20 protein-coding genes and 3 pseudogenes are annotated in these 22632 nt (G+C 66.1%); 2 read left to right on the top strand and 21 right to left on the bottom strand.

All coding sequences use genetic code 11. The features are described 5' to 3' along the window. The first annotated feature begins 77 nt into the window (after positions 1-77). Both PKB_RS13790 and arsJ read left to right on the top strand, forming a co-directional pair. The gene (locus tag PKB_RS13790) at positions 78-1082 is read left to right on the top strand and encodes an ArsJ-associated glyceraldehyde-3-phosphate dehydrogenase (RefSeq protein ID WP_043252542.1); all 1005 of its coding nucleotides are present in this window, start codon (positions 78-80) and stop codon (positions 1080-1082) included. 17 nt (positions 1083-1099) lie between these two features. After that, positions 1100-2332 carry an organoarsenical effux MFS transporter ArsJ gene (gene arsJ, locus PKB_RS13785; RefSeq protein ID WP_043252540.1) on the top strand — a complete coding sequence of 411 codons (1233 nt, stop codon included), beginning with the start codon at positions 1100-1102 and terminating at the stop codon, positions 2330-2332. 55 nt (positions 2333-2387) lie between these two features. On the opposite strand, the gene PKB_RS13780 is transcribed toward arsJ, so the two are convergent. The 21 genes and pseudogenes from PKB_RS13780 to exaC all read right to left on the bottom strand — a co-directional run bounded on the left by PKB_RS13780 (position 2388) and on the right by exaC (position 22627). After that, the gene (locus tag PKB_RS13780) at positions 2388-2777 is read right to left on the bottom strand and encodes a DUF1801 domain-containing protein (RefSeq protein ID WP_043252539.1); all 390 of its coding nucleotides are present in this window, start codon (positions 2775-2777) and stop codon (positions 2388-2390) included. A gap of 81 nt (positions 2778-2858) precedes the next feature. Beyond that, positions 2859-3602, bottom strand: a complete 744-nt coding sequence (locus tag PKB_RS13775) for a type VI secretion system ImpA family N-terminal domain-containing protein (protein ID WP_052355281.1) — start codon at positions 3600-3602, stop codon at positions 2859-2861. A gap of 34 nt (positions 3603-3636) precedes the next feature. Then, on the bottom strand, positions 3637-4074 hold the full coding sequence (tssE, locus tag PKB_RS13770) for a type VI secretion system baseplate subunit TssE (protein ID WP_043252538.1): 438 nt from the start codon (positions 4072-4074) through the stop codon (positions 3637-3639). 5 nt (positions 4075-4079) lie between these two features. Then, positions 4080-4619 (bottom strand): type VI secretion system lipoprotein TssJ, encoded by a 540-nt coding sequence (tssJ, locus tag PKB_RS13765; protein ID WP_043252537.1) that lies wholly within the window; start codon positions 4617-4619, stop codon positions 4080-4082. Further along, complete coding sequence (tssG, locus tag PKB_RS13760; protein WP_043252536.1) at positions 4600-5691, bottom strand: type VI secretion system baseplate subunit TssG; 1092 nt, start codon at positions 5689-5691, stop codon at positions 4600-4602. Before tssG ends, tssJ begins: the two co-directional genes overlap by 20 nt. After that, on the bottom strand, positions 5655-7424 hold the full coding sequence (gene tssF / locus PKB_RS13755; RefSeq protein WP_043252535.1) for a type VI secretion system baseplate subunit TssF: 1770 nt from the start codon (positions 7422-7424) through the stop codon (positions 5655-5657). The genes tssG and tssF overlap by 37 nt, the downstream gene beginning before the upstream one ends. A gap of 26 nt (positions 7425-7450) precedes the next feature. After that, a pseudogene (locus PKB_RS13750) lies at positions 7451-8164 on the bottom strand (type VI secretion system domain-containing protein); the annotation flags it as partial. Beyond that, positions 8163-9089: pseudogene (tssK, locus tag PKB_RS13745) on the bottom strand (type VI secretion system baseplate subunit TssK); the annotation flags it as partial. The pseudogenes tssK and PKB_RS13750, both read right to left, overlap by 2 nt. A 20-nt stretch (positions 9090-9109) precedes the next feature. Next, a complete protein-coding gene (gene tssC, locus PKB_RS13740) occupies positions 9110-10648 on the bottom strand; it encodes a type VI secretion system contractile sheath large subunit (protein WP_043252532.1) in 1539 nt (512 codons plus the stop codon). Positions 10649-10671: 23 nt separating this feature from the next. Next, positions 10672-11172, bottom strand: coding sequence for a type VI secretion system contractile sheath small subunit (gene tssB / locus PKB_RS13735; protein WP_043252530.1), 501 nt, complete (start codon positions 11170-11172; stop codon positions 10672-10674). 603 nt (positions 11173-11775) lie between these two features. Then, on the bottom strand, positions 11776-12045 hold the full coding sequence (locus tag PKB_RS29610; protein ID WP_156958033.1) for a hypothetical protein: 270 nt from the start codon (positions 12043-12045) through the stop codon (positions 11776-11778). A 78-nt stretch (positions 12046-12123) separates the two neighbouring features. Beyond that, a complete protein-coding gene (locus tag PKB_RS13730) occupies positions 12124-12633 on the bottom strand; it encodes a DUF3015 domain-containing protein (RefSeq protein ID WP_043252528.1) in 510 nt (169 codons plus the stop codon). Positions 12634-12794: 161 nt separating this feature from the next. After that, positions 12795-14486 carry a PAS domain-containing hybrid sensor histidine kinase/response regulator gene (locus PKB_RS13725; RefSeq protein ID WP_043252527.1) on the bottom strand — a complete coding sequence of 564 codons (1692 nt, stop codon included), beginning with the start codon at positions 14484-14486 and terminating at the stop codon, positions 12795-12797. Beyond that, positions 14470-15633: an alcohol dehydrogenase-like regulatory protein ErcA gene (gene ercA / locus PKB_RS13720; RefSeq protein WP_043252525.1), complete on the bottom strand. Its 1164-nt coding sequence runs from the start codon at positions 15631-15633 to the stop codon at positions 14470-14472. Before ercA ends, PKB_RS13725 begins: the two co-directional genes overlap by 17 nt. Before the next feature lie 83 nt (positions 15634-15716). After that, a complete protein-coding gene (locus tag PKB_RS13715) occupies positions 15717-17549 on the bottom strand; it encodes an alpha/beta hydrolase family protein (protein ID WP_043252523.1) in 1833 nt (610 codons plus the stop codon). Position 17550: 1 nt separating this feature from the next. Further along, positions 17551-18696, bottom strand: coding sequence for a pyrroloquinoline quinone biosynthesis protein PqqE (gene pqqE / locus PKB_RS13710; protein ID WP_043252522.1), 1146 nt, complete (start codon positions 18694-18696; stop codon positions 17551-17553). Then, positions 18668-18946, bottom strand: coding sequence for a pyrroloquinoline quinone biosynthesis peptide chaperone PqqD (pqqD, locus tag PKB_RS13705; RefSeq protein ID WP_043252520.1), 279 nt, complete (start codon positions 18944-18946; stop codon positions 18668-18670). The genes pqqE and pqqD overlap by 29 nt, the downstream gene beginning before the upstream one ends. After that, entirely contained in the window at positions 18946-19695 is a 750-nt protein-coding gene (gene pqqC, locus PKB_RS13700; RefSeq protein ID WP_043252518.1) for a pyrroloquinoline-quinone synthase PqqC, read from the bottom strand. Before pqqC ends, pqqD begins: the two co-directional genes overlap by 1 nt. A gap of 12 nt (positions 19696-19707) precedes the next feature. After that, positions 19708-20622, bottom strand: a complete 915-nt coding sequence (gene pqqB / locus PKB_RS13695; RefSeq protein WP_043252516.1) for a pyrroloquinoline quinone biosynthesis protein PqqB — start codon at positions 20620-20622, stop codon at positions 19708-19710. 48 nt (positions 20623-20670) lie between these two features. Further along, a complete protein-coding gene (gene pqqA / locus PKB_RS13690) occupies positions 20671-20742 on the bottom strand; it encodes a pyrroloquinoline quinone precursor peptide PqqA (RefSeq protein ID WP_003106462.1) in 72 nt (23 codons plus the stop codon). A gap of 362 nt (positions 20743-21104) precedes the next feature. Beyond that, positions 21105-22627: pseudogene (gene exaC, locus PKB_RS13685) on the bottom strand (acetaldehyde dehydrogenase ExaC). Positions 22628-22632: the final 5 nt, after the last annotated feature.

Raw genomic sequence — 22632 nt, 5'->3', positions numbered from 1 at the left:
GCTTCGGCCTTGAAGGCACGCCTCCAACACGACAACCCAATGTCGACCACTCGTTTACCGCATCAGAGAACACGAGCATGACCATCAAAGTAGGTATCAACGGATTCGGACGTATCGGTCGCCTGGCGCTGCGCGCGGCCTGGGACTGGCCGGAACTGGAATTCGTACGGATCAACGACCCGGCCGGCGATGCCGCGACCCACGCCCACCTGATCAACTTCGACTCGGTTCACGGCCGCTGGCACCACGAGGCGAGCGCCGACGGCGACTCCGTGCTCATCGACGGCAAGCGCATCGCGGTCACCGCCAACAAGGCCATCGCCGACACCGACTGGTCGGACTGCGACCTGGTGATCGAGGCCAGCGGCAAGATGAAGACCGTCGCCGTGCTCCAGGCCTACCTGGACCAGGGCGTGAAGCGCGTCGTGGTCAGTGCTCCGGTCAAAGAAAAAGGCGCGCTGAACGTCGTCATGGGGGTAAACCAGCATCTGTTCGATCCGGCGCAGCACCGTATCGTCACCGCAGCCTCCTGTACCACCAACTGCCTGGCGCCGGTGGTCAAGGTCATCCACGAGAACCTCGGCATCCGCCACGGCTCGATCACCACCATCCACGACCTGACCAACACCCAGAGCATCCTCGACCAGCCGCACAAGGACCTGCGCCGCGCCCGGGCCTCGGGCATGAGCCTGATCCCCACCACCACCGGCTCGGCCACCGCCATCGCGGAAATCTTCCCCGAGCTGCGCGGCCGCCTTAACGGCCACGCCGTCCGCGTTCCGCTGGCCAATGCCTCGCTGACCGACTGTGTGTTCGAGGTCGAGCGGGAAACCAGCGTCGAAGAGGTCAACCGCCTGCTCAAGCACGCCGCCGAAAACGAGCTGAAAGACATCCTTGGCTACGAGGAACGTCCGCTGGTGTCGATCGACTATCGCACCGACCCGCGCTCCTCGATCATCGACGCGCTCTCGACCATGGTCGTCAATGGCACCCAGGTGAAGCTCTACGCCTGGTACGACAACGAGTGGGGCTACGCCAACCGCACCGTCGAGCTGGCGAAAATGGTCGGCCTGGCCGGTTGAGGGAGCAGGACACGAACATGAAGGCGCTCTCGTCGCTGGCCCCGGAAGTCCGCCAGTACCTGCTGGTGACGGCCAACTACTGGACATTCACGCTCACCGATGGCGCCTTGCGCATGCTGGTGGTGCTGCATTTCCATTCGCTGGGGTATTCGCCCCTGCAGATCGCCACGCTGTTCGTGTTCTACGAGTTCTTCGGCGTCGTCACCAACCTGGTGGGCGGCTATCTCGGCGCGCACATCGGCCTGAACCGCACCATGAACATCGGCCTCGCCATGCAGGTGGTGGCGTTGCTGATGCTCGCGGTTCCGGCCGCCTGGCTGAGCATCCCCTGGGTGATGGGCGCACAGGCCCTGTCGGGCATCGCCAAGGACCTCAACAAGATGAGCGCCAAGAGCTCGATCAAGCTCCTGGTGCCCGACGCCCAGCAAGGCAAGCTCTACCAGTGGGTGGCGATCCTCACCGGCTCGAAGAACGCGCTCAAGGGCGTGGGCTTCTTCCTCGGTGGCGCGCTGCTGGCGCTGTTCGACTTCAGGGGCGCGCTCCTGGTGATGGCCCTGGTGTTGGGCCTGGTCTGGGTCGGCAGCCTGCTGTCGCTAAAGAAGGACCTGGGCAAGGCCAAGGCCAAGCCCAAGTTCCGCGACATGCTCTCCAAGAGCCGGGCGATAAACATCCTCTCGGCGGCACGGATGTTCCTCTTCGGCGCCCGCGACGTGTGGTTCGTGGTCGCCCTGCCCGTCTACCTGAGCGAAACCTTCGGCTGGAGCTTCTGGCTGGTCGGCGGCTTCCTCGCCGCCTGGGTGATCGGCTACGGCATCGTCCAGTCCTTCGCCCCGGCCCTGACCGGCAAGCGCCGCGGCCATGTCCCCGACGGCCGCGCCGCCCTCGCCTGGGCGCTGCCGCTGGCCGTGCTGCCGGCGGCGATGGCCAGCGGTCTGGCGATATACCCGGCGTCGGAAGGGGTGCTTCTGGGCGGGCTGTTATTGTTCGGGGCGCTCTTCGCGGTGAATTCCTCGCTGCACAGCTATCTGATCGTCTCCTACGCCAAGGAGGACGGCGTGTCGCTGGACGTGGGCTTCTACTACATGTCCAACGCCATGGGACGGTTGATCGGCACCGTGCTTTCCGGCGCGGTTTTCCAGGCCTATGGCCTGAACGCCTGTCTCTGGATATCGGCAGCTTTCGTCCTGCTGGCCGCGCTCATCTCGACCGCCCTGCCCCGGCACGCGGCGGTTGCCGCGAGTCCGCGCTAAGCGGTGATGGCGCGATACGGAGCCTGCTCAAGGAGCGGGTTTTGCCACCCTCGCCTTAGCTGCCTGAGGTATTGAGCGCCACCGCCGAACGGATCAGCGCCTTGAACGCGGTCTCGTCGAGCGTATCGTCGACGCGAATATCGATGGCGCGGCGGGTATTACCCTCCAGGCTGGCGTTGAACAGGCCCGCAGGGTCTTCGAGCGCCGCGCCCTTGGCGAAGGTCAGCTTCACTACCTGCTTGTAGGTTTCCCCGGTGCACAGGATGCCGCCGTGGGACCACACCGGCACCTGCCACTTCCACTCCTCCACCACCTCGGGATCGGCCTGACGGATGAGCGCGCGGACGTAGGCAAGCCGCTCGCCGCGCCAGTCGGCAAGTTCGGCGATGCGTGCATCGATGTGCCTTGTAGCTTCTTCGGTCGGCGTGCGTTTTTGCGTGGTCACGGCATTTCTCCCAGGAGTGCCCGGCATGACGGCGATGTCCGGGAACACTAGACCATCGGCGCGGACTTGCCCGCGTCTCCGTTAGCCCAGGTACCAATGCAACGCGACAAGCAGCCCTGCGAGAGCCAGCAAGCCGCCGACCTTCACAGGCCTGGCCCAGCGCGGAGCGACCGCCACCGGCTCAGAGGGAGCTGGTGCCTGGACCACGTAGACCAGCCGCTGATAAGCGGCCGGCACATCGGGCTGCCGCTCGCTGATCTCCACGTCAGGCGTTGCAGGTACTGCAGGCGCCTCAAGGCGATCGCGTTCCCGCTCCAGGCGAACGACCAGGCGTTCGAGCTGCGCCTGCAACGCCTGGAGCGGGTGCAGCGGCAGCGCCACCTCGCGCTCCAGGACGGCGTCCAGCGCCTGCAGATCGCCCTGTATGCGCTTGAGCGACGACAGATCGGCCTGCGTACCGTCGATCCGTCGCAACCGGGGCTGCAAGTGACTGAACAGCCAGGCGAGGATTTCCAGCCGCGCCGGCAGGGCTGGTGGCCAGAAGCGAGGCCAGTCCGTCTGCAATTGAGCGCGGATCAGCGCCAGTCCCTCCTCCAGTCCGGCCAGGCCATGCAGATATGTCCGGGCCAAGGCATAGGCGGTCGCCGACTGCAGCTCCACGCCGTTCTCCTTGAACAGCGCCAGGCTCAGCTGCTCGACCTGCGGCCAATCCAGGTCCGGGCGGGCCGGATGGCTCAACTTTCCCAGCTCGGCGCGCAGCGCAATGCAGGCAGCAAGGCCACGCGGATCGCCGCCAATTTGCAGGTTCGACTCGGGCAGGCTCATGGGCGCCCTCCTTCGCGGGGTGAGATTTGGCGCTTCATTGCGAGAGGTAATTCATGCGCTTCAGGTGACGCAGAAGCACCTTGCCTTCGGGTGCGAGCGTGGTGCCGAAGGTTGCTCGGGCTCCGCCGCGCAGCTCCACATTCAGGGCATATTCAAGATGCCCGGGGCGCTGCTGCGGCAGCAGTTCGATGTGCACCGACGCCAGGCGCGGCTCGTACTTGAGCAGCGTCGTGCGCATGGTTTCGATCAGCCCGTGGGCGGTGCCGGGCAAGCCCTGGAGGATGTGGCTCATGTCCGGCAGGCCAAGGTCGGGCAGATGGGCGAGCGTGCCAGCGCGGCCATTGAGGATGCGCTGCAGGTTGTCCAGCACCGAGAGGATCGGCTGGTCCTCCTCGCGCACGCGGTGCAGGTCCAACTCGCCGCTGAAGTTCTGCAGCAACAGTTCGTAGAGCGAAGGGTTCTGCTCGCCCATCGGCGTCAATCCTCCTGCATCGGCAAGAGGGTCAGGGCGCTGTCACCGAGTTCGAGCGTCCGCGGAAGGTCAGGGTCCAGTTCCTCGCGGGCGAGGACCAGGCGCCAGTTGCCCTGCGCCGCCTCCGGCGAGCGAAACAGCCCGACCACGGCGACGAACTGCGCTTCGGCGGCCAGCGGCACGTTGAACTGCGCCCCCTCGCCCGGCTTCACCAGCACCGCCTGCTGGTCCAGCAGGTCTTCAGCCAGGACGCCATCGGCATCGCGCAGCAGGTCCTGGTAGGCGGCCTTGTCCAGGGCCTTGCGGTCGCGCAACTGGTAGACGCGCAACAGTGTCGATACCGACAGCGCCGACATGTCGCGGGTATCTGTGTTCAGCGCGGTGCGGGCGCTGAAGTCCAGGTGCAGGACCTTCACCTGCTTGTAGAACAGGCCATGGGCGAAGGAGCTGGTGCCATCCGCCACGCGCTGCGTCAGTCCGCAGCCGCTCAGCAAAAGGCCGAGCGCGGCCAGGGCCAGCAATGATCTAGAAGCGGTAAGCGACATATTCGGTGTTCCTGGTTCTCGGGTTTTCGGTCAGGCCGCGATAGCAGCCCAGGTTGATCTCTATGCAGGCTTCTTCCGGCGCGGCGCTGTCGTCCGGCCGCAGCACGGCAGTCATGCCCAGCAGCAGCGCCGGCTCGCCCAGCGTGGGGCGTGGCACGCACGACAACGGCAGCGACAGGTGCAGGCTGGCCATGCATCGCCAGCCCAGGTACACGCGCAGCAGCACCAGCAGGTCGCTGTGCAACTGCCCGCCGGGCAGCCAGCCTTGCGCCTCGCGGAAGTCATCAGTGTGCAGTTCGAGGCGAAGCTGGCTGTTGGCATCCGCCCCCAGGGCGCCAAGCGGCGTTCCCTGGGCGAGGCAAACCGGGGTTTCGCGCGAGAGACTGGCCGGCTGATCCAGCGGCACCTTGCGCGGCCAATGGGGTTTCACCCGGGCCTGCGTGGCCGGTGCGAGCAGCCTCACCAGCGCCCCTATGCCTTCGGCATTGCGGGTCGGCAGGCGCATCACGCTCAGCAACGCAAGGAAGCGCGACACCGGCGTGGCGATGTGCTCGGCCGTCCCGGGGATGCCCAGGCCGATCAGCCCGAGCAGGCACTGCGAGGTGTCATCCGCCCCGCCCGCCCTGAAGCTCGCCGGGTACGAGTACTTGCGCCAGATGCGGTAGAACTGCGTGAAGATCCGGTGGTTGAACAGGTCGAGGAAGGCTTCCAGCGCCTCGTGCCCTTCCCTGCGCTGGGCGATGTCGTCGAGGTAGGCGGTCGGCATCGGCGAGTCCACGCCGTACAGCCCGAGCAGTTGCGTACGCACTGTCGGCGGGCGCTCCGGATGCTCCTCGTCCCACTCGATGGCCTTCAGCTCTCCGGCCGGGAAACCCATGCCCGGATGCGGACGGAAGCGCACCAGGTCATCGGCAGGGCGACTGGTGCTGCCCAGCGGCGGGTTGTCCGGCGCGGCGGCTTCCAGCAACTGGCAGAAGCGGTACAGGTTGGCTTCGGCGACGCGCCCGCCGAGGGCTTCCAGCAGCCCGCTGGCGTTCAGCCGGGAATCCGCTGGCTGTGGTTCTCGTTCCATCGCAGGCTCTTTCCGGAAGGTTGCAGGATCAGCGTCAGCTGGTTGAACAGGTGGATGTCGGCATACAGCGCGAAGAAGCGGTTGAGCATCTCGCCGAACAGGCAGATGTCGCCTTCGCCGGCAAAGCCGTTGGCGTCGAGCGTCACCTCGATGTCCACGCCGCGCAGCAGGAAACCCTTCTCGAAGCGCTGGATCAGGTGGTGGCGTACGTCGACGATCGCCGCCAGCCGCCGCCGGTTGAGTTCGTCGCCGGTCCAGTCGTAGAGCGCCAGGGTGCCGCGCAGCACCTCGGCGTTGTCCAGCATCGGCAGGAAGTTCGAGCCCAGGTGGCTGAGTACCCGCCAATGGAAGCGATCGCGATTGGGCGGGTAGCACGGCAGCGTCGGCGCGCAGAGATTGCGCACCTTCAGGCCGACTTGAGTGGTCTTCACCGGGGTGTCCAGCAGGGTGCTCTGCAGGGCCTTGCGCGGCAGTTGGCCGTTGGTCCCGGTCAGGCGCAGCGACAGGCTCTCGCCGCCGTGCAGGCGATCCTTGTCGAAACCCTCGCCACCGAGGATCAGCCAGGTGTCGTGCATACCGTTGGCGCCACGCTTCATCCGCGTGTGGAAGTAGCGCTCCGGCGCCTCGTCGCGCAGCATGCCGCCCTTGTGGCGGAAGCTGGTGAAGGGCACGTAGGCAAGCTGCTCGCCGTTCTTCGAGGAAGTCACGCTGTCCACCGAATAGATTTCGGTATGGCCGTCCTGCAGGCGCATGGGGCGCAGCAGGTAGTCCGTCTGCAGCGGCGCCAGAGGCATCGGGTCTGCCTCCAGTGGGAACAGGTTGATGACCGGCACTGCATGCAGGCGCAGGTGCTCGGCCTCGAGCGCGAGCTCATGCGGCCATTGCCCGGCCAGGACCACTTCCAGCTCGAACCAGGTCATGCCCTGGACCAGGCCAATACGATCCAGGCCACAGAGGGTCACGAACATGAACTTCTCGCGGAAGCTGAAGTACTCCAGCAACAGCTGGTATCCGCTGAAGGCGGCGTCACCTTTCGGCCAAAGACGATCCTCCTCGCCGAAGCCCCTGGCGGCGAAATGGCCGTCCAGCGGCTGGCGATCGGTCTGCCCCGGCGTGCGCACATAGAGCGCCTGCACCTGGCGGGTCAGGGCCTGATGCAAGGCGCAGGCGATCGGCGCGTCGGCGTTGAGGTACAGCGGCAGGCGCGACAGGTCGGCCTGGGCCCAGTCGTACAAGGACCCGCAGCTGAAGCGCAGGCGCAGCACTGAGCGCCCGTCCGGTTCACTGGCCACCTGCAGCGAGTCGAGCTTGAGCGGATGCAGGGTGATCTCCTGCGTGGTGCTGTAGTGGCAGCGGGTACGCTCCGGCCCAATGGGCTGCGAGAGCACCTGGAAGCCGGCGGCGAGGGTTTCGCTGGACTTCATCTCGCGGTAGTCCGGCGCCAACTCGATCACCGACAGGGACGGAATGGTCCGCAGGTAATGCGGCCAGAGCAGGCTGACCAGGCCCTCGGTCAGCTCGGGGAGGTCGTCGTCGAGTTTCTCGCGCAGCCGCCCCATGAGGAACGCAAAGCCCTCGAATAGCCGCTCCACGTAGGGGTCGCGGGCGCCGGCCTTGTCCAGGTTGAGTTGCGCCGCACGGTCCGGGAAGGCCTCGGCGAACTCCTTGCCGGCCTCGCGCAGGTAGCGCATCTCGGCATCGAAATAGCGCAGCGTCAGGTTGTCCATGCTCACAGTGGGAATGTCCTTGAGAAATAAGATCAGCCGCAGAGCACGGCTGCGCGTACCGGATCGACCGCCACCAGCGAGGCCAGCAATCCGTCCATGCGCCGCGCCAGGGCGGCCTTGTCGGCATCGTTGCGCTGGGCCTTCTGCCGCAGCAGCTTGAGCAGCCGCGCCTTGACCTCGAAGCTCAGCTCCGGCTCCCAGTCGCCCAGTCCTTGCTGCTGCGCGATGGCGTCCAGTTCACCCAGCAGGTGCAGCGCCAGGTCGGCCTTGCCGTACTGCTCGGCCACCCGCGCCATCAGCAGGCGCAGCAGCCAGCGCTGACGGCCGGTACGGATGTCCGGGCGCGACGCCAGCCAGGCCAGCGCAGCCTCGACGCCGTCGCTGTCGGCCTGGGCCAAGGCTTCGCTCTCCAGCGACAGCACGTCATCCACCAGAGCGGCCGTCGTTACTGCAGGCAGCCAGGGGGTGGTCGAGTTACCGGTGACCTGCTGGGCGATCCACTCCAGGGTGGTTTCGTCGGCGAATGGCGTGCCATCGCTCCAGCGCAGCTCCTGCAGGCCCGGCAAGCGTTCGAGGAACATGCCCAGGTCGCGCTTGAGGATGTCGGCCCAGGCCTCGTGGGGAATGCCCAGCCGGCCGAGGGCCTGGCAGAGATACCACTGCAGATCCAGCCAGAAGTGATTCACGCCTTCGCCATACATGCGCCCGGCCTGTTCCAGCAGCTCCGTCCAGCTCTGCTGCAGGTATGAGCCGGAACAGCGTCGGAAACACCGCCTCCGGCTGCTCGTGCCGATAGGCTGGAATCGCGCCTATGTCGTGCTCCAGGGAGAAAGTCAGCAGGCTGCCCGCCAGCTTGCTCAACTCCAGGTAGACCAGTTCCGGATGCCGTGCCGGATGCGCCACAAGCTCGCTCAGCACCGGCTGGTAGCTGTTCAGCGCATTGAGCAACCAGAACAACGAGACGTCGGCCACGGCGAAGTCGGCCATACGCTGGTTGCTTTCCCGGCGCATCCCCATCAGCCGTGCACGCTTGGCGGAGAGCTGGACCAGCAGGTTGTCCAACTGCGCGAGCAACCCCGGGTGGGCGGCGAAGTCGAGCAGCGGCGGCACGAAGGCGTCGTCAAGGCTCCAACCGCCCTGCCCGTCCCGCACCAGGCGCGCGATCGGGCAGGTCAGGTACTCGGCGTTGTCATCGCTGTCCAGGCGCAGGGTCAGGACGTGCTGCATCACCGCCATCGACTGGCTGTCCTCGCCATGCAGATCGGCTACGTCGCGCCACTCCTGGCGATAGCGCACCGGTCGCGACGGGCGAGACTCGCCGATCAGGCAATTGCCACCGTTGGCCTGGAGCAGCGGCAGGGCCAGCAACAGGACGACCTGCTGGCCTGGCTCGGACGGCAATTGCGCCAGGTCCAGCGCCGGCGGCAGCGGGTCGACCTGGTTGCTGTCGATCAGCGTGCCGTCGGGCAGGCGTACGCGCAGTTGCGTGGCCTTGACCCGGTTGAGGCGCAGGGCCTCCAGGTCGAATGCCACGGCCTGGACGCCCCAGGGGTGAACCTGGGACAGGTGGGCGATGCATTCGTTGGTCCAGGCCTCCCAGCGCGCTTGCTGCTGGAACTGCTGGGGCGACAACAAGGCCCCGGCGACCCACAAGGGGCGGTCGATCTTCATGACGACTTCCTTGCGTCCGATCAGGCTTTCGCCTTGGGCATCTGCGAGACGAGCGACAGGTTCACGTCCATGCCTTCCACCTGGAAGTGCGGCACGGCGTAGAGCTTCACGCGGAAGAAGCCGGGGTTGTCGTCGATGTCCTCGACTATCACCTTGCCGTCGCGCAGCGGGTGCGAGGCCTGCAGGTCATCGCTGGGGTCGGTCATCTCGGTGACCAGGCCGCGAATCCAGTTGTTCAGCTCCAGTTCGAGGACGCGGCGGTCCTTGGTGGTGCCGATGTTTTCGCGCTGGATCAGCTTGAGGTAATGGGCAATGCGCGAGAGCAGGAAGATGTAAGGCAGGCGCGCGTTGATGCGGCTGTTGGCGGTGGCGTCCGCGGTGTCGTACAGCGCCGGCTTCTGCGTCGAGTTGGCGGAAAAGAAGCAGGCGTAGTCGCGGTTCTTGTAGTACGACAGCGGGATGAAACCGAGGTTGGCGAACTCGAATTCGCGGGTTTCCGGGATCATCACCTCCGAGGGAATCTTCACCTGGTTGCCGGTGCCCAGGTCGTACAGATGGATCGGCAGGTCGGTTACCGCGCCGCCGGCCTGCGGGCCACGAATCTGCACGCACCAGCCGTTGTTGATGAAGCTCTTCACCATGTTCGCGGCGAAGGCGAAGGAGGCGTTGGTCCACAGGTACTTGTCGTGGTCCGGGCCCTTCACGCTCTCGACGTAGTTGAAGCTGCGCACCGGGATGGTGTCCGGGCCATAGGGCAGGCGCCCCAGCACGCGCGGCATGGTCAGGCCGATGTAGCGCGAGTCGTCGGTGTCGCGGAAGGACTTCCACTTCAGGTATTCCGCGCGATCGAAGTAGTTGCCGATGTCCTTGATCGCCGCGACCTCCTCCATCGACTCCTTGCCGAAGAAGGCCGGCCCTACCGAACCGATGAAGGGCATATGCGCCGCCGCGGCCACCTTGGAGATGCTGCGCAGCAGGGCGATGTCCTGCGGGCCACGACCGAATTCGTAGTTGGAGATGGCCGCCGCGATGGGCTCGCCACCGGGCGTGTCGTATTCCTGGGTGTAGGTGTGGACGTAGAGGCCGCTCTGGGCGATTTCCGGCGCGTCCTCGAAGTCCTGGATCAGGTGCTGCTTGCTGATGTCGAGCAGCTCGATGCGCACGTTGCGGCGGAAGTCGGTCTGGTCGATCAGCGACTTCACCCCGCGCCAGGTCGATTCCACGCGCTGGAAGTCCGCGTGGTGCATGACCGCGTCGAGCTGACGGCTGATCTGCCCGTCCAGCGCCGCGATGTGCTCGTCCAGCAGGGTCTTGTCCAGGCGCTCGATCTTCTGCGACGACTGCTTGAGCAGATCGAGGAAGACGCTGACTGCGGCCGTTACGCGCTCATCTGCGGAGGCTTCGGATAGTGCGTCGGTGTTCTGGAAGGCCTCGATATCGGCCAGGGACGACACCGGGCTGAGATTGATCTTGTCGAATAGCGCGGCGTAGACACTCTGACCCTCGCGGACCTGCGCGCCGGCGCCGCCGGTTTGTACGGAAGTTCCTTCTGCGGACATGGGCTTTCCCTCTTCGTATGCGGTTAGTGGTCTTGCGGTGCGAGTGCGGACAGTTCGGCGCGCAGCTCATCGCTCAGCGCGTCGTCGCGCAGGATGCGTTCGAGTTCGCGGCGGAAGGTGGCGTTGTCCAGCAGGTTCGATTTGAGGTCGCGCAGCAGATTGCGCATGGCCAGCAGCGCGCGCAGCTGCGGAATCTGGCGAGCCACTCGCTCGGGCTCGAAGTCCTTCATGTGGCGGAAGCTCAGCTCGACGCTGGTGTCCGAGCCGTCGTCGGCCAGGGTGTTGGGTACGGCCAGCTTCACCGCCGGGTGGAACTCGGCCAGCACGCTGTTGAAGTTGTTCTTGTTGATGTCGACCTTGCCGCGCTCGGACAGCGGACGCTGCTCGCGGCCGTTGCTGTAGTCGCCCATGATCATCAACTTCAGCGGAAGCTCGACTTTCTTCTGCGCACCGCCTGTGTGCAGGTCAAGTTTTATATTGATCCGCGCCTTGGGAACTTCATTCTGGAAACTATCGGAACTCATCAAAACTCCCTCTTGCCGTTTTATTCCATCTTTCAGGACAAGTAATGCCCCACCAATAAGACAGCGCTTCAACTTTCAGAAAGCGCTCCCTCGAACACTTTTAGTTTTCGCTGGCCAGCCGAAATCCTTCGCACTTTATGAAGCGTGAGAGAACGCTGGAAGTTGCCTGCACTCAACTAGACCTGGCCGCCCCTTTAACCAGGCGCCATGAACCTCTGCTCGCTGGGGCAGCCCCTGAAGGGCTTCGCCTGCACGCTCCTATGCTCCCGGGCTCTCCCGTAAACGTGTGAATAAGACCGGAATTAAAAGAGCAAATGCAGCCATCGGAACATCGCCGCCAGGCCGAACTTCAGATGACATTTCTGACAGGCGACGGCATTTAAGCGAAGGGCGCTCGGAGGTGCCATGCTACATTTGGTCACACTAAAATATCCTTGCGAGATTTAAGGATTATTCCTACATCCATTGAAGAGAAATCGCCTTAAGAAGTTAAAATAAACCTTCAATTAACTTGCCAGCAGAACACCTAAAGGCTCGACAGGGGCTGCGCGGTCACGCATTCAAGGCGGCATGAATCCTGGAAAAGCTGCACCCGCAGCGTTGTCAATGCGAAATAGACAATGAAAAATGGGCCGATTGGAGACATCGCCGGAAAGTTCTGACATTCAGCGAGGAACAGAGCGTCAACCGTCGTATCTCTTGGGGAAAGCGCCCCCCAACTCGGAGCGCGGCAAAGAACCAGCGGCAATAGGGGTTGTCGCCGTCTTCGCGCTTCACGTCGCTGGCATCGCGCGCCCAGGCCTGGCGCTCGCCCCTGTAGGCGTACAGGCCGAGGCCGTGGAAGCGCCACAGGCGCTCCCACTGGTCGTTCACTGACGCGCTACCGTTCGATTCACCGACTCCAGAAAAACGGATGCCCTCCGAAGAGGGCATCGTCGCAACCTGTGGAACTCAGGCAGCGGGCTGCTGGGCGTAGCGCGCGAGCACGCTGTCCTGGCTCATGACCTCCAGGGTGTTCTTGTAGACCTGCTCGCCGGTGGCGTCCTTGCTGGCGAATATCTGGTTGAAATGCTGGTGGGTGACCTGGGCGAAGTGCGCGCGGTCCTTGGCTTCGACGCCCAACAGGGTGGCATAGGCGTCGAGCGACTCGCCCTTGCCCTTGGCCATGTCCTCGGCGATGTTGTCGAGCATGCCGTTCATGGCGAAGATCGAACGGCCGCCATAGCCGAGCACCACGTTGGAGTCGCAACCGTTGGTGCCGGAGGTCAGGCCGAAGGTGGCGTTACCCGAGGTGCCGTTGGTGGTAGTGGCCAGCAGGTGCGGGAACAGGCCGCGCTGCCCCTCGAACACCATGTTGCCCCAGCCGCAGCCACCGCCACCGGCCTGGCCCGCTTGCGCCAACAGGCTGGCGGCGCTCAGCGCGCCGAAGATCAGTGCCTTGCCGATCAGTTTTTTAGCCATTTGCATCATCCCTTTGGTCATTGGAGGTCATGGGCGTGCGACTGCGAGTACGGCTAATTTCCCTCGGCACGCAGGCCACCTTAGGTTTAGGCAACCCGCCGGGGACTTGCAAATCCGCGACTTCTTGGCCTGCGCGCGCGGCTCGGCGTTGTCGCGGCGTGCTAGCCGCCCACCAACGAGCTGAGGACCGCCCTGAGCTTGCCCGGCTTGACCGGCTTGTTCAGCAACGGCAGGCGCAGCCGCCGCAGCGCGCGTTGGCATTCATCGCTGCGATCGGCAGTGATCATCACGGCGGGAATGTCCATGCCGAAGCGCGAGCGCAATGCGCCTATCACCTGGCAACCGGTCACTCCCTGGTCGAGGTGGTAGTCGGCCAGGATGATCGCCGGCGCCTGCCCGTCCAGCACCGCGATGGCGCTGTCCAGGTCCGAGGCCGTCAGCACTTCGCAGCCCCACTGGCCAAGCAGCGCGGCCATGCTGAAGAGAATTGCCTCTTCGTTGTCGATCACCAGCAGGCGCCGTCCGGGCAGCGGGTCGCCGGTACTGGGGCGCGGCGCGGCGCTGACCGCCTCGGGTAGGTGCTGCGTTTCGGCCAGCGGTACTTCGACGGCGAACAGCGAGCCACGCCCGAGTACCGAGCGCACTTGCACGGCGCAGCCGAGCAGGCCGGCGATGCGATCGACGATGGCCAGCCCGAGCCCCACGCCCTGGCGCTCGGCCGCGCGGCCGACATCGAGCTGGTTGAACTCGAGGAAGATCGCCTGCAGCTGGTCGGCCGGAATGCCGCGACCGGTGTCCCAGACTTCCAGGCGCACCCGGTCGCCACGCCGCCGCGCGGCCAGCAGCACGCCGCCGCTCCGCGTATAGCGGCAGGCGTTGCTAAGAAAGTTGCGCAGGATGCGCGACATGAGGCGGATATCGGTGCGCACCCGCAGGTCCGGGATGCGCGCCCGCAGTTGCAAGCCGGAGGATTCCGCCACGCCGTCGAACTCCGAGGCCAGCGGGCCGAGCAGTTCGTCGAGGGGCAGCGATTCCAGGTCGGGCCGAATGGCGCTCTGGTCCAGGCGGGAGATTTCGAGCAGGTCGCTCAGCAGGTTCTCGGCGCCGTCCAGGGCCTGGTGGGTGCGTTCGACCAGTTGCCGCTCGGCGGCCGGAAGGGCTCGCTCGCGCAGGGTCGAAACCAGCAGGCGCGCGGCATTCAGCGGCTGCAGCAGGTCGTGGCTGGCGGCGGCCAGGTACTTGTCCTTGCCGAGGTTGGCCGCCTCCGCGGCATCGCGCGCCTCGCGCAGTTGCTGGTTGAGCGTTTCCAGTTCGAGCGTGCGGGCGGCGACGCGCTGTTCCAGTTCCTGGTTGAGGATCTGCAGCCGTTGCTGGGCCTGGATGCGCTCGGTGATGTCGGCGACGAAGCCCTCTACCAGGCCCTCCTCGTCCGGCTTGAGCAGCAGGTTCATGAGCACGTCGACGTGGCTGCCGTCCTTGCGCAGCAGGCGCGTCTCATAGCCGAACAGGCCGCCGTGCTCCTGCAGCAGGTCGCGGATGCGCCGCATCTCCGCCTCGCCGCCAACGAACAGTTGGCTGGCCATGTCCTGCAGCGACCAGAGCACTTGTTGCGGATCGCTGTAGCCGAGCATCCGCGCCAAGGCCGGGTTGGCCGCCCGCAGGCCCTCGGCGAGGCTGGCCTGGAAGATCCCGTGCACGGCGTGCTCGAACAGCCACTTGTAGCGATTGCGCTCGGCTTCGAGCTCTTCCAGGCGCGCCAGCAGTTCCGGGTAGTGGCTCTTGCGGGTGGAATGGCTGCCCAAGCCGAGCAGTGCGGCCAGGGCATCCTGTCGAGGCTCAGAGGGCCTCGCCATAGACCACCTCGACATCGCGCTGGCTCGACTCGCGCGGGTTGGTGAGGATGCAGGGGTCCTGCATGGCGTGCTGCGACAGGAAGGGAATGTCGGAGCTGCCGACACCGTGCGGGCCGAGGGTTTCGTGGAAGCCTACGGCGTGCTTGAAGGCGATCAGGTGTTCGACCAGGCGCTGGCGGATCTGCGCGTGATTGAGGCCGCGGCAGTCGATGCCGAAGGTCTCGGCGATCACCTTGAAGCGCTCCGGCGCCGCGTTGTAGTTGAAGGCCACCACGTGCTCAACCAGCACCGCGTTGCACAGCCCGTGCGGCAGGTCGAGGTAGCCACCGAGGCTGTGCGACATGGCGTGCACCGCGCCGAGGATGGCGTTGGAGAAGGCCAGGCCGGCCTGCATGCTGCCGAGCATGATCTTCTCGCGCAGGGCGATGTCATTCGGGTTGGCGATCATCTGCACCAGGTTGCCGTTGATCAGGCGCATGGCCTCCAGCGCGTGGCTGTCGGTGAGCGGACCGTGGCCGGTGGAGACGAAGGCTTCGATGGCATGGACCAGTGCATCGATGCCGGTACACGCGGAGAGGAAGCCATCCATGCTCAGGGTGGTTTCCGGGTCGATCAGCGACACGTCCGGAACCACCGCCTTGCTCACCACCGAGAACTTCATGCGCTCGTCCTGGTTGGAAATGATGACGAACTGCGAGACGTCGGCCGAGGTGCCGGCGGTGGTGGGGATCAGGATCAGCGGTGGGCTGGGCACGCGCAGTTTGTCGACGCCCTCGAACTCGATGATGTTGCGGCCGTGGGCAGCGACGATGCCGATGCCCTTGGCGCAGTCCATGGGGCTTCCGCCGCCGACCGCGACTATCACGTTGCAGCCTTCGCTGCGATAGACGTCGGCGCCGCGCATCACTTCCTCGACGCGCGGGTTGGGCGAAACATCGGTGTACAGGCAGTAATCAATGCCCTGCTCGCTCAGGCTGGCCTCGACATCGGCGACCCAGCCGGCGGCGCGCACGCCAGGGTCGGACACCAGCAGGACCTTGCGGGCACCGAAGGTCTTGGCGTAATTGGCGACAGTGTGCCGGCATCCGGCACCGAAAATGATCTCTGGCGAGACGAACTTGCGCAGCAGGCTGAGGTCGTGGCTCATCGTAGGACTTGTTCTTGTTATGAAATATTTCAAGCGAGCCTACTGCATCCGCCGCTGAATGCAATGCGACCTTGGGCAAGGCCTCAGGCGCCGAGCCGGGCGCGATAGAAGCGCCATTCGGCATCCAGCGCGTGGGCCAGGTTGGCGGGCTGGCGGAAGCCGTGGCGCTCGTCGGCGTAGCGATGGCATTCAACCGGCAAGCCGCGCCGGCGCAGGGTGCGGACCATCGCCTCGGTCTGCTCCGGAACCACCACCGCGTCCTGGTCGCCCTGGAAGAAGATCACCGGCGCCTCGATGCGCGCGGCGTGCAGCAGCGGCGTGCGGGCCTGGTAGATGCGCGCGTCGCGTTGCGGATCGCCGATCAGCCAGTTCAGGTAGTCCGCCTCGAACTTGTGGGTGACCCGGCCCAGCGCCAGGGGATCGCTGACGCCATAGAGACTGGCGCCGGCGCGGAAGCCGCCGACGAAGGCCAGGGCGCAGAGCGCGCTGTAGCCGCCGGCGCTGGCGCCACGGACGAACACCCGCTGGCGGTCGATCTGGCCCGTGGCCGCCAGATGCGCCACGGCCGCCCAGATGTCCTGCACCTCCACCCTGCCCCACTGGCCGCGCAGCTTTTCGCGATAGGCGCGGCCGAAGTTGGCGCTGCCGCGGTGGTTCAGGTCCGCCACGGCGAACCCACGCTGGGTCCAGAACTGGATGCGTGGATCGAACACCGGGTAGCAGGCCGAAGTCGGCCCGCCGTGGAGGAACACCACCAACGGCGGGCGACGCCCCGCCTCGCCCCGGCACTGGGCGTTGCGCGGCGGGTAGAAGAAGCCATGGCCGCGATCGCTGCCCGCCACCGGGTAGCTGAAGGCCAGGGGCCGCGACAAGTCGGCCGTTTCGAGCGGTTGCTCGCCACCGCCAAGCACATGCACCTGGCCATTGCCGCGTTCGATGGCCAGCAGCGCCGGCAAACGGTCTTCGCTGGCGGCTACGCAGTAGAAGCGCTGGCTATCGGCAGCCAGCGCGCGGAAACGGGCGAATCCACTCGCCAACCTGCTTTCGCGTCCATCGTCCTGTCGCAGTGCAAGGACTCCGCGCCCGTCCTCGAAGCGGCTGAACAACCATCCACCCTCGCCCAGCGGCAGATAGGTACGCCCACCCAGTTGCCAGGGCGCAGGGGCGTGATCGGCGGCAGCGAAAGCGCGCGGATCGACGCCCTCGCCTTCGGGCCGCCACCAACCGCTGCGGTCGCTCAGCCAACGCAGGCGACCCTGCCCGTCGAAGCGTGGCTGCTGGATAGACTCGCCGCCCGCTTCGCCCGCAACGCAACGGCGCCGGCCTTCTTGCAGCACGCACAGGCGGGTGTGGGTCCAGGGCTGGTGCGGACGGTCCCACTCGACCCAGGCAATGCGCGTGGCGTCCGGTGAGGCCACCGGCGCGGCATAGAAGTCAGCGCCCTCGGCCAGTACCTGGCGTGTGCCGTCCGCATCCAGGCGGACCAGGCGATGCAGCACGCCGGCGTCTTCGTGGCTTTCCTCCACCGCCAGCAGGGCGTTCCAGGCGGCGACATGATGCAGGTCGCCATAGCGGCAGTGCGGACGAGCCGTCAGCACGCGCGGCGCCGCGCCGAAGCGCAGCCAGCGCACCTGCTGGTCGCCCTCCTCGACCCAGGCCACGCCATCGCTCGTGGCACAGCAGGCGCCGCCGCCGTACTCATAGACGCGACTGCGCACCGATGCGCCCGGTGGAGTCAGCTCGCTGCGCTCGCCGTCGCGCCAGAAATACAGTCTGCTGCGCGCGCTGGCGGGATCGAATTCGACCCACAACAGTCCGCCATGGGCAGCGTGCAGTTCGGCGAAATCACGGCCGGCAGCCACCGCGCGCTCCGCGCTCCAACGGCTCGGCCAATCGCCGTACGGCAGGCTGCGCACCTCAGGCCTTGCAGATCAGTTGCGAGGCGCGCTGGTTGCGCCAAGTGAGTTGATCCAGCCCCAGCGGCGCCTCCTCGGCCTGGCGGCGCGCGTCGAGGATCAGCCCGTGGTGGGCCGACTTGGCGCAGACCGGGTCGGTGGCATCGGCATTACCGGTGAGCATGAACGCCTGGCAGCGGCAGCCACCGTGGTCGCGGTCCTTCTCGTCGCAGGTGCGGCACGGTTCCGGCATCCAGGCGTCGCCGCGATAGCGGTTGAAGCCGAAGGACTCGTACCAGATGTGCTGTAGGCTGTGCTCGCGGACGTTGGGGAACTTCACCGGCAGCTGACGTGCGCTGTGGCAAGGCAGCGCGGTGCCATCGGGCGTGACGTCGAGGAACACGCTGGCCCAGCCGCCCATGCAGGCCTTCGGGCGCTCCTCGTAGTAGTCGGGGGTGACGAAGATCAGCTTGCACGGGTTGCCGGCGGCAGCCAGGCGCTCGCGGTACTCGTTGGTGATGCGTTCGGCGCGCTCCAGCTGCGCGCGGGTCGGCAGCAATCCGGCGCGGTTGAGCTCGGCCCAGCCGTAGAACTGGCAGGTGGCGAGCTCGACGAAGTCGGCTTCGAGCTCAATGCACAGTTCGATGATGCGGGCGATGTTATCGATGTTGTGCCGGTGGGTGACGAAGTTCAGCACCATCGGATAGCCGTGCGCCTTCACCGCGCAGGCCATCGCCAGCTTCTGGGCGAAGGCCTTGCGCGAACCGGCGAGCAGGTTGTTCACCTCCTCGTCGGCGGCCTGGAAGCTGATCTGGATATGGTCCAGCCCGGCCTCGGCGAACTGCGCCAGGCGCGCCTCGTCCAGGCCGATGCCGGAGGTGATCAGGTTGGTGTAGAAGCCCAGTCCGCGCGCCGCGCCTATCAGCTCGGCGAGGTCCTGGCGCAGCAGCGGTTCGCCGCCGGAAAAGCCCAGCTGCGCGGCACCGAGCTCCCGCGCCTGGCGGAACACGTCGATCCATTCGGCGGTGCTCAGCTCACCGCCCTGCCGCGCGAAGTCCAGCGGGTTGGAGCAGTACGGGCACTGCAGCGGGCAGCGGTAGGTCAACTCGGCCAGCAACCAGAGCGGCGGGCCGGCGGTGTCAGTGCAGCTCGATCCAGAATTGCGCATGGGCCACCTCGATGAATGCCAGGATGTCTTCGTCGATGCCCGGCACGCCGGGGAAGCTCGCGCGCAGCTCCTCGATGATCGAGGCCAGGTCACGGCGACCGTCGATGCGCTGGAGGATTTCCCCGGCGCTGTCGTTGAGCTTGACCATGCCCTCCGGGTACAGCAGCACGTGGCAGCCCTGGGCGGGTTCGAATTGCAGGCGGAAGCCGCGACGAATCGACGGCACACGCTCCAGCGATGTCAGGCTCATCACAGCAGCCCCCTGTGCCAGACCCGCTCGCGGGTCACCGTGTGGTACGGCGGACGGTCCAGTTCGTAGGCCATGCTCATGGCGTCGAGCATGCTCCAGAGCACATCGAGCTTGAATTGCAGGATCTCCAGCATGCGTTCCTGTTCCTCGCGGGTGCGGTAATGCTCGAGGGTGATACGCAGGCCATGCTCGACGTCGCGCCGGGCCTGGGACAGGCGGCTGCGGAAGTAGTCGTAGCCGGCCTCGTCGATCCACGGGTAGTGCTGCGGCCAGCTGTCCAACCGCGACTGGTGGATCTGCGGGGCGAAGAGCTCGGTCAGCGAACTGCTCGCCGCCTCCTGCCAGCTGGCGCGGCGGGCGAAGTTGACGTAGGCGTCCACGGCGAAGCGCACACCGGGCAGCACCAACTCCTGCGACAGCACCTGTTCGCGGTCCAGGCCCACGGCCTCGGCCAGGCGCAGCCAGGCCTCGATGCCGCCGGGTTCGCCGGGGCGGCCATCGTGGTCGAGGATGCGTTGTATCCACTCGCGGCGGGTCTCGCGGTCCGGGCAGTTAGCGAGGATGGCCGCATCCTTCAGCGGGATGTTCAGCTGGTAGTAGAAACGATTGGCCACCCAGCCTTGGATCTGTTCGCGACTCGCCCGGCCTTCGTACATGGCCACGTGGAACGGGTGGTGGATGTGGTAGCAGGCGCCCCTGGCGCGCAGCGCCTGCTCAAATTCGGCGGGGCTCATGGCGTTGCGGCTCATCGCGCAGTCCCTCTACAGGTGAATGGCCATGCCATCGAAGGCCACCTCGATGCCGCGCGCGTCCAGTTCGGCGCGTTCGGGCGAGATCGAATCGAGGATGGGATTGGTGTTGTTGATGTGGATGAGCACCTTGCGCGAATCGCCCACGCGCTCGAATACCTCGAGCATGCCGCCCGGCCCGCTCTGGGCCAGGTGGCCCATTTCGCTGCCGAGCTTGTCGCCCACTTCGCAGCGGCGCATCTCGTCGTCGTGCCACAGGGTGCCGTCCACCAGCAGGCAATCGGCCCGGCGCATCCAGCCCAGCAGGCTCTCGTCCACCTGGCCCAGGCCGGGCGCGTAGAAGAGCGCGCCGCCACTGCGCAGGTCCTCGACGAACAGGCCGATGTTGTCGCCCGGATGCGGGTCGTTGCGGTGCGGCGAGTACGGCGGCGCGGCACTGCGCAGCGGGATGGCGGTGAAGCGCAGGCGCGGGCAGGCGGGAATCTCGAAGGGCACGCCATCCAGCTCGATTCGGTGGTGGCGCAGGCCGCCGTTCCAGTGCTGCAGCATGTTAAACAGCGGGAAGCCGGTCGACAGATCCTGGTGGACCATCTCCGTGCACCAGACCTCATGCGGGCAGCCTTCGCGCAGGCTAAGCAGCCCGGTGCAGTGGTCGATCTGGCTGTCCAGCAGGAGGATCGCGCCGATGGCCGTGTCGCGCGGCTTGCGGCCGGGTTGCAGGGATGGGAAGGCGGCGAGCTGCGCACGGATGTCCGGCGAGGCGTTGCAGAGAATCCAGCTTTCGCCGTCGTCGGACAGCGCGATGGACGACTGGGTGCGTGGCTGCGCCCTGATGCTGCCGTTGCGCACGCCACGGCAGTTCCGGCAGTTGCAGTTCCACTGGGGGAAGCCGCCACCGGCGGCCGATCCGAGAATCCTGATGTGCATGGTCGTGCCCCGTGGGCTGGAGGCCCCGCTGGAACGGGGCCGGGTGGATCAGCGGTTGGCGAAGTACAGGGTGACTTCGAAGCCAAGGCGCAGGTCGGTGAAGCTAGGCTTGGTCCACATGGAGCTGTCCTCTTCTTGTGCGCCGGTGTATTCCGGCAATTCGAGTTAACCACCGGCGCCCAGGGGCCCGAATGATACTTTCGAAGGAGTTTTGCCCCTGATTTGGTAGGGGGCCGCTGGTGACGGCGGAAAACAAAAAACGCGACCGGAGTCGCGTTCGACAACCCCGTCGCGCCCGGAGGTGGGAGTGGCGCATGCGGGTCGCCCAATCGGGCGTCTCGAAAGAATACGGCACAAGCGCCCGAACGAAGCGACCCGCCCGAGGACAGATGGGGGATGCCCTCGGGTCGGTTCGTTCGAGCCGCACTGGAATGACGCGCGGGTGCCTCCCCCCCCGCGCCCTTCCCGCCTCCGCTCCGGCCTCAGAAGAAGCCCAGCGGATTGACGTCGTAGCTCACACCAGCAGGTTCTTGGTCTGCTGGTAGTGGTCGAGCATCATCTTGTGGGTCTCGCGGCCGACACCGGACTTCTTGTAGCCGCCGAAGGCGGCGTGCGCCGGGTACAGGTGGTAGCAGTTGGTCCACACACGGCCGGCCTTGATGCCGCGCCCCATGCGCCAGGCGCGGTTGATGTCGCGGGTCCAGACGCCGGCGCCCAGGCCGAACTCGGTGTCGTTGGCAATGGCCAGGGCCTCGGCTTCGTCCTTGAAGGTGGTGACGCCGACCACAGGGCCGAAGATCTCTTCCTGGAACACGCGCATGCCGTTGTGGCCCTTGAGCAGGGTCGGCTGGATGTAGTAACCGCTGGCGAGGTCGCCCTCCAGGCGCTCGACCTGGCCGCCCGCCAGCAACTGCGCCCCCTCGTTCTGGGCGATATCGAGATAGGAGAGGATCTTCTCGAACTGCTGCTGCGAGGCCTGGGCGCCGACCATGACCTCGGTATCCAGCGGGTTGCCGCGCTTGATCTGGGCGATCTTCTTCATCACCTCGGCCATGAACGGCTCGAAGATGGATTCCTGCACCAGCGCACGGGATGGGCAGGTGCACACCTCGCCCTGGTTGAAGTACGCCAGCACCAGGCCTTCGGCGGCCTTTTCGATGAAGGCGGGCTCGGCCTTCATGATGTCTTCGAAGAAGATGTTCGGGCTCTTGCCGCCCAGCTCCACAGTGCTCGGGATGATGTTCTCGGCGGCGCAGTGGAGGATGTGCGAGCCCACCGGGGTCGAGCCGGTGAAGGCGATCTTGGCGATGCGCTTGCTGGTAGCCAGCGCCTGGCCGGCTTCTCGGCCGAAGCCCTGGACGATGTTGAGCACGCCCGGCGGCAGCAGGTCGCCGATGATCTCGGCCAGCAGCATGATCGACAGTGGGGTCTGCTCTGCCGGTTTGAGCACGATGCAGTTGCCGGCGGCCAGCGCCGGGGCCAGCTTCCAGGCGGCCATCAGCAGCGGGAAGTTCCACGGGATGATCTGCCCGACCACGCCCAGCGGCTCGTGGATGTGATAGGCGACGGTGCTTTCGTTGATCTCGGCGGCGCCGCCTTCCTGGGCGCGGATGCAGCCGGCGAAGTAGCGGAAGTGGTCGGCCGCCAGAGGCACGTCGGCGTTCAGCGTTTCGCGCACGGCCTTGCCGTTGTCCCAGGTTTCGGCCACGGCCAGTTGCTCGAGGTTCTGCTCGATGCGGTCGGCGATCTTCAGCAGGATGTTGGAGCGCTCCTGCACCGGGGTGCGGCCCCAGGCGTCGGCAGCGGCATGCGCGGCATCCAGGGCGCGCTCGACGTCCTCGGCGGTGGAGCGCGGGAACTCGGCGATCGCCTGGCCGTTCACCGGCGAGGTGTTGGTGAAGTACTGGCCGAGCACTGGAGCGACGAATTCGCCGCCGATGAAGTTGCCGTAGCGCGGCTTGAGGGTGACGACGGAGCCAATGGTTCCTGGGGGGGCGTAGATCATCGCGA

Source organism: Pseudomonas knackmussii B13 (assembly GCF_000689415.1).
Taxonomy (GTDB): Bacteria; Pseudomonadota; Gammaproteobacteria; order Pseudomonadales; family Pseudomonadaceae; genus Pseudomonas; species Pseudomonas knackmussii.
This window is presented reverse-complemented; position numbering and strand designations above follow the sequence as displayed.

Bases quoted from the DNA above. Each gene is read 5' to 3' on its own strand.
- ercA (WP_043252525.1), bottom strand. From the start codon at position 15,633: ATGAGCCACGACCTCAGCCTGCTGCGCAAGTTCGTCTCGCCAGAGATC.
- pqqB (WP_043252516.1), bottom strand. From the start codon at position 20,622: ATGCACATCAGGATTCTCGGATCGGCCGCCGGTGGCGGCTTCCCCCAG.
- tssG (WP_043252536.1), bottom strand. From the start codon at position 5,691: ATGGAACGAGAACCACAGCCAGCGGATTCCCGGCTGAACGCCAGCGGG.
- pqqD (WP_043252520.1), bottom strand. From the start codon at position 18,946: ATGAGCCTGACATCGCTGGAGCGTGTGCCGTCGATTCGTCGCGGCTTC.
- tssB (WP_043252530.1), bottom strand. From the start codon at position 11,172: ATGAGTTCCGATAGTTTCCAGAATGAAGTTCCCAAGGCGCGGATCAAT.
- tssC (WP_043252532.1), bottom strand. From the start codon at position 10,648: ATGTCCGCAGAAGGAACTTCCGTACAAACCGGCGGCGCCGGCGCGCAG.
- arsJ (WP_043252540.1), top strand. From the start codon at position 1,100: ATGAAGGCGCTCTCGTCGCTGGCCCCGGAAGTCCGCCAGTACCTGCTG.
- PKB_RS13730 (WP_043252528.1), bottom strand. From the start codon at position 12,633: ATGGCTAAAAAACTGATCGGCAAGGCACTGATCTTCGGCGCGCTGAGC.
- tssE (WP_043252538.1), bottom strand. From the start codon at position 4,074: ATGGGCGAGCAGAACCCTTCGCTCTACGAACTGTTGCTGCAGAACTTC.
- tssJ (WP_043252537.1), bottom strand. From the start codon at position 4,619: ATGTCGCTTACCGCTTCTAGATCATTGCTGGCCCTGGCCGCGCTCGGC.
- PKB_RS13775 (WP_052355281.1), bottom strand. From the start codon at position 3,602: ATGAGCCTGCCCGAGTCGAACCTGCAAATTGGCGGCGATCCGCGTGGC.
- PKB_RS13790 (WP_043252542.1), top strand. From the start codon at position 78: ATGACCATCAAAGTAGGTATCAACGGATTCGGACGTATCGGTCGCCTG.
- PKB_RS13725 (WP_043252527.1), bottom strand. From the start codon at position 14,486: ATGGCGAGGCCCTCTGAGCCTCGACAGGATGCCCTGGCCGCACTGCTC.
- pqqC (WP_043252518.1), bottom strand. From the start codon at position 19,695: ATGAGCCGCAACGCCATGAGCCCCGCCGAATTTGAGCAGGCGCTGCGC.
- pqqE (WP_043252522.1), bottom strand. From the start codon at position 18,696: ATGCGCAATTCTGGATCGAGCTGCACTGACACCGCCGGCCCGCCGCTC.